General features: G+C 31.1%; 5 protein-coding genes and 1 pseudogene. 5 read left to right on the top strand and 1 reads right to left on the bottom strand.

Annotated elements, in window-relative coordinates; translation table 11 throughout:
* The first annotated feature begins 361 nt into the window (after positions 1-361).
* The 3 genes and pseudogenes from NE257_RS11430 (at position 362) to NE257_RS11420 (ending at position 1,205) form a co-directional block, all read left to right on the top strand.
* Positions 362-613 (top strand): hypothetical protein, encoded by a 252-nt coding sequence (locus tag NE257_RS11430; protein WP_251886521.1) that lies wholly within the window; start codon positions 362-364, stop codon positions 611-613.
* A 5-nt stretch (positions 614-618) separates the two neighbouring features.
* Positions 619-819 (top strand): annotated as a pseudogene (locus tag NE257_RS11425) (replication initiation protein); the annotation flags it as partial.
* A 2-nt stretch (positions 820-821) separates the two neighbouring features.
* A complete protein-coding gene (locus NE257_RS11420; RefSeq protein WP_251886519.1) occupies positions 822-1,205 on the top strand; it encodes a hypothetical protein in 384 nt (127 codons plus the stop codon).
* A 572-nt stretch (positions 1,206-1,777) separates the two neighbouring features.
* Here the strand turns inward: NE257_RS11420 and NE257_RS11415 are convergent.
* Positions 1,778-2,041 carry an antitoxin epsilon gene (locus tag NE257_RS11415; RefSeq protein WP_251886518.1) on the bottom strand — a complete coding sequence of 88 codons (264 nt, stop codon included), beginning with the start codon at positions 2,039-2,041 and terminating at the stop codon, positions 1,778-1,780.
* Between the two features lie 996 nt (positions 2,042-3,037).
* Between NE257_RS11415 and NE257_RS11410 the strand changes: the two genes are divergently transcribed.
* On the top strand, positions 3,038-4,189 hold the full coding sequence (locus NE257_RS11410) for a RepB family plasmid replication initiator protein (protein ID WP_251886517.1): 1,152 nt from the start codon (positions 3,038-3,040) through the stop codon (positions 4,187-4,189).
* Entirely contained in the window at positions 4,182-4,772 is a 591-nt protein-coding gene (locus tag NE257_RS11405) for an AAA family ATPase (protein WP_251886516.1), read from the top strand. The genes NE257_RS11410 and NE257_RS11405 overlap by 8 nt, the downstream gene beginning before the upstream one ends.
* Positions 4,773-4,807 lie beyond the last annotated feature (35 nt).

The raw sequence follows: 4,807 nt of genomic DNA, 5'->3' as shown, positions 1-4,807 counted from the left end.
GTCCTATTCACAAACTAACGCTCAGAGGATTACTGATCTACTAGGGTTCAGTTTTGACAAACGAGGTAGACCAATTGGAATTCACAAAGAAAGCGCCTGTATCGGTTGATACGGGCGCTACTTCGTTTAATACAGATTATGTCGACTAAGATTTTAAATAACTATTTAATTAATTTGTGATTGGTTTCTTAAAAGAGAAAAATTTCAAAATATAAAAATGTATATTATAAAAATAATAATATTGGTCTTCCATCTATATTTTTATATTAACTAAACTTATAATATAAATAATAAGAGCGCTATCTTTTTTTCATTTATCATACTAATTACATTAATTGAAAAAAGTTAGGAGGAGAAATTTATGTTCGAATATATTTCATCAAAATTAAAAAAGAGACGATTAAACAAAGCAGAAAGATTAAGAGAAAAAAATAATTTACTAAGAAAAAAAGGTAAAGATCCTTTAAAAGGATGGGGAAAAATGATTAACACTGGATATGGTGGAATAAATTCAATGAATAGAGATGGTGGGGCAGGTGCTAAACCTCGAAGTAGTGAAATAGATAATAAACAATATTTTTTAGAGGAACAAAAAAATACTAGGAAAAAATAATAAAAAAAGAAAATGTTTTGAAAAAAGCAGTCGAAGAAATTAATTTAAAAATTGAAGATATGGACTTAGAAATCTTACAAGGGCGATACGGTCGCAAAGTTGTTCAAGTTGAAATTCATAATAATTGGACGGTACACCGAGCAACAAAAGAAAATGCGGAATATGTTGAAAGTATTACGACTCATGATTTGTTGAATGGAGAGTAAAAATGAATAAATTTGTAAATTGGTATAAGAAGCTGAATGCTGTTGGTCGTGTATTATTAACACTTGTTTTATTAGGGGTGTTTAACTGGGTATTATCGTTACTCTTTCATACTTTATTCGACTGGTTAAGTATTCTTTATTATGGGGGATACGCCTTGTTAATCCTTGGTGTTTTAAAACTTAATTTACGAACGAGTATTTCATGGGTGATTTATTGGCTTACTCCTTTTATTGCGTGGAACTTATCTTCAATTTATGTCCATCATAATTTTAAAGGCTTCCAAACCATTATAATTAGTTTGTTATCAACGTTCGCTTTTTCAGTTATGTTGCTCGCCCTATCTGAGGCATTTAAAGAGTCAAAAGGAGATGGAAACAATGGATAATAAATGTAAATTACTAACTATCCTTTGGGGGATTGGTTTATCTTTGGTTATAGTTCCTAGTTTGTATACTATAACCTCATATTTCATGCTACAGTTTTGTTAGATCAAATTGATTTTGGTTAGTTTTATTTGGATTTTTAGTTGTTGCCGAAGGCAACTTCTGAGACAGATCTTAAGCACAAAACCTCCACTAATTTTTGGTGGAGTGTAAGTGCGCATTGACCTAAAAATTCAGTTAGTCAATGATTCTGATTAACTATTTTTTTAACTTTCTTTTTACATGAGCGAAGCGAATTTTAACCAACACGCCTGACGAAAAAAGAGTACAAGTTCATGAAAGTGATCTGTACTCTTTTTTAGCACGAATCTATCAATTTTTCGTAAGAAAAATTTGGTGGGTATAAGTGCGCCCTTAGTAAAAATCGCTAAGGGAATATTTTTCAAATTAACTTTATAGAAACGCACCCCTCATTTTTAAGGGCGCACTTATACGCAGTAACTTTGTTACTTCGTTATTGTGCGATAAAACTTAAATAGTTTAAGTTTTATCGTCAAGCGTGTTTTGATAAAACTCACTTCGTTCGTGTGATGATGTCTGCATATTTTTTTATATTTCTTAAATACTCGTGATGAGCTTTTAATTCTTCAAGAGATAATTTAAATAAATCAATTTGATTCATATTTGATAATTGCTTTAGTAAATTTGTTTGTAGGTTTGTTAAATCATTTTTATCTAGTTCGTTGTTTAAAACATAGTTCAACATTTTGGCATAAATTGATGCTGAAAATTCGTTAATGATTTCAATTTCAAACGTCTTCTCATAATCTAATTTCATGATTTTATCCTCCTGGTTCCGAGTTTCGCTTTGCTCAACTAAACATTTTATTTTAATTAAACAGACTACGCTAGTTTAATCAAAATAAAACGTGCAATTAGCATTACATCAATGCTTCTAAAAGGTTCTTATTTCCATTCTACGGTTCATTTATTAGATTTTGGCAATCAGATTCAACTAGAGATAACAGTAAAGGCGCCTATTTTTCGTTTTAAGAGGTTTTATCTGATAATCAGCTATTTATACTAATAAGATAATGAAACGCCTGAAACGAGCTGCTAAGTGGCTTAAAATTAGTTTTGAATGGACTCATCAAAAAAACATAAAGAATAGGGGATTGATCTTACTTTTTTACCTAAGGGTTGTTAGGGCTTGCCCTGACCGCCTGTAAGGCGCCTGATTGCTTACTAAGCGTATTTATCTAGCCAAACAGTTAAAACAGGATAGGCGAGCAATTAAAGCTATCCAAAGTCATTCCTAAAAGAGGGGTTGATCTTTTCTTTTCGCGAGTGAACGAAGTGAACGCTGCAAGTACAATGTGAGCGTGCTTTTCGCTCACTCCTTTTTTATTTTGGGAGTAAAGGGTATAGATTGTCGAGGTCGATAATCTAACTTTGAATACTAAAGAATCGGCCTATATCCTATATATTGTTTAGCCCTCTGTTTTTTTTTAAATTGTTACGCGTACGCGCGCGTATTTATATTTATCTTATATATTTTAAATCTTTTAAATCTTTTAAACCTTTTGCGCGCTTAAAAATGTAATGTTTACAGGTGTTTCCTCGTTTATACCGATAGGAAAAACTGTTTATACCGATAGGAAAAACTGTTCATACCGATAGGAAAAACTGTTCATACCGATAGGAAAAACTGTTCATACCGATAGGAAATCTTTTATGTTTTATCGGTATGGTGTACAATAAAACCATAAAGAACTGTTTCGGCTAAAAGTTGTTCTCTATGGTTAATAAAAAAACGCAAAGGAGCAGATTTTTAATGTCAAATATACCAGAAAATACTAACTTACAGCAGATAACTTTATTTGAAAAAAGAAAAATTGTCGAACACAATGATCTAATCACTAGTGTTGCTAAAATGGACAAAGTTCCTTTGAAAATATTCGAGTTAGCAGTCTCTTGCATTGATATTAATAATCCACCAAAAGATAATATTATTTATTTGTCGAAAAAAGAACTCTTTTCTTTTTTTAAGGTGGTAGATAATGATAAGCATAGTAGATTCAAAGAAGCTATTGAAAAAATGCAAAAACAGGCTTACTTTCAAATACGTGAAAAAATAGATAAAGGATTTGAATTTGAAAGTATTATTCCAATTCCATATATAAAATGGAACGATTATGATGATGAAGTAACTATCCGATTTGATATTGCTATTATGCCGTATCTCATAGATTTAAAACAAAATTTTACTCAATATGCACTATCTGACATTATGGAATTGAATAGTAAATATTCAATTATTTTATACAAATGGCTTTCTATGAATTATAACCAGTATTTACATTATAAAGATAATGGTGGTAGAAGATTTGAACAATTAGAAGCATATCGGAATCCATCTATTTCTATTCCAGACTTGCGAAGTTTGACCGACACAGTGAATGAATACAAAGAAATGAGTAATTTTACGCGAGAACTATTAAATAAGCCGATAGAGGAAATTAACAAAAATACGCATTTCAATGTTGGGTATGAAAAAATAAAAAAAGGGCGCTCAATTGATTCTATTCAATTTCATATCAGCAAAAAAGTTGTTGCACCTATATCTTATAAAGAGGAACAACAGGATAAAATATATCTCGAAGATAAAGTAACAAGAGAACGGACTCAACAGGATATATTTGCTCAAGCTGTGCAAAGCAAATATACTACCATTCTTCTGGAAACAATGTTGATAGGATATAAAGATGTTCAAAATTTAGAAACAATGTCAGGGTTGCAAAAAGTTGTTTATCCTTTATACGATGACTTGAAAAAGCTAAGAGGATTAAATGGTGTAACGGAACATTTGGAGTATGTTAGAGCAAAGCAAGTCGGATATTCCAACAGAAATATTGTTAAATACTTAAAGGTATCCATTGAGCAATATCTACCTATTGTAAAAAGGCAGGACCTAGATAATGAATGAAAATCTAAAAACAATTAAAGAATTGGCAGAAGAAATAGGCGTTAGTAAAACTGCTATAAATAAAAAGGTTACAATCGAAAACCGAAAAACTTGGTTTACGAAAATCGGAAATCGGTTTGTGATTAATGAAGTCGGTCAAAAAGCTATAAAATATATGTTTTTAGAAAATATCGAAAACCAAAAATCGAAAACCAAAAACCAAAATCGCAAACTGAAATCGCAAAATGAAAACCTTGAAAATAAGAAAGAACCTACAGGTGAATACAAATATTTATTAGAAATAATTGACTATCAAAAAGAGCAAATAAAAGATTTGAAATATAGTCAAACGGAGCAATTTAAGCAGTTAAGTAGCATGCAAAATCTACTAGATCAACAACAACAATTGGCGCTACAAGATAAAAAGCTACTTGAAACCTACAAAGAAGAGAACGAGCAGCTAACTGCTCGTTCATTGCCTGCTATCCAAAAAGAGCAGCAGGCACAAGTAGAACTGGAGCGGTTAAAAGACGAAGTGCATTTTTTACAAGAACAACTGGCAAAGAAAGAGCGCAAAAAGTGGTATCATTTTTTTAAAAAATAAGCGATAAAATAACAAGTTCCCTCTGGTATTGTTTC

It is taken from the genome of Enterococcus italicus, assembly GCF_023743875.1.
GTDB classification, from domain to species: domain Bacteria; phylum Bacillota; class Bacilli; order Lactobacillales; family Enterococcaceae; genus Enterococcus_G; species Enterococcus_G italicus.
The sequence above is the reverse complement of the archived record's forward strand: the minus strand, read 5'-3'. Positions and strand labels throughout refer to the sequence as shown.

Bases quoted from the DNA above. Each gene is read 5' to 3' on its own strand.
- NE257_RS11405 (WP_251886516.1), top strand. From the start codon at position 4,182: ATGAATGAAAATCTAAAAACAATTAAAGAATTGGCAGAAGAAATAGGC.
- NE257_RS11410 (WP_251886517.1), top strand. From the start codon at position 3,038: ATGTCAAATATACCAGAAAATACTAACTTACAGCAGATAACTTTATTT.
- NE257_RS11430 (WP_251886521.1), top strand. From the start codon at position 362: ATGTTCGAATATATTTCATCAAAATTAAAAAAGAGACGATTAAACAAA.
- NE257_RS11415 (WP_251886518.1), bottom strand. From the start codon at position 2,041: ATGAAATTAGATTATGAGAAGACGTTTGAAATTGAAATCATTAACGAA.
- NE257_RS11420 (WP_251886519.1), top strand. From the start codon at position 822: ATGAATAAATTTGTAAATTGGTATAAGAAGCTGAATGCTGTTGGTCGT.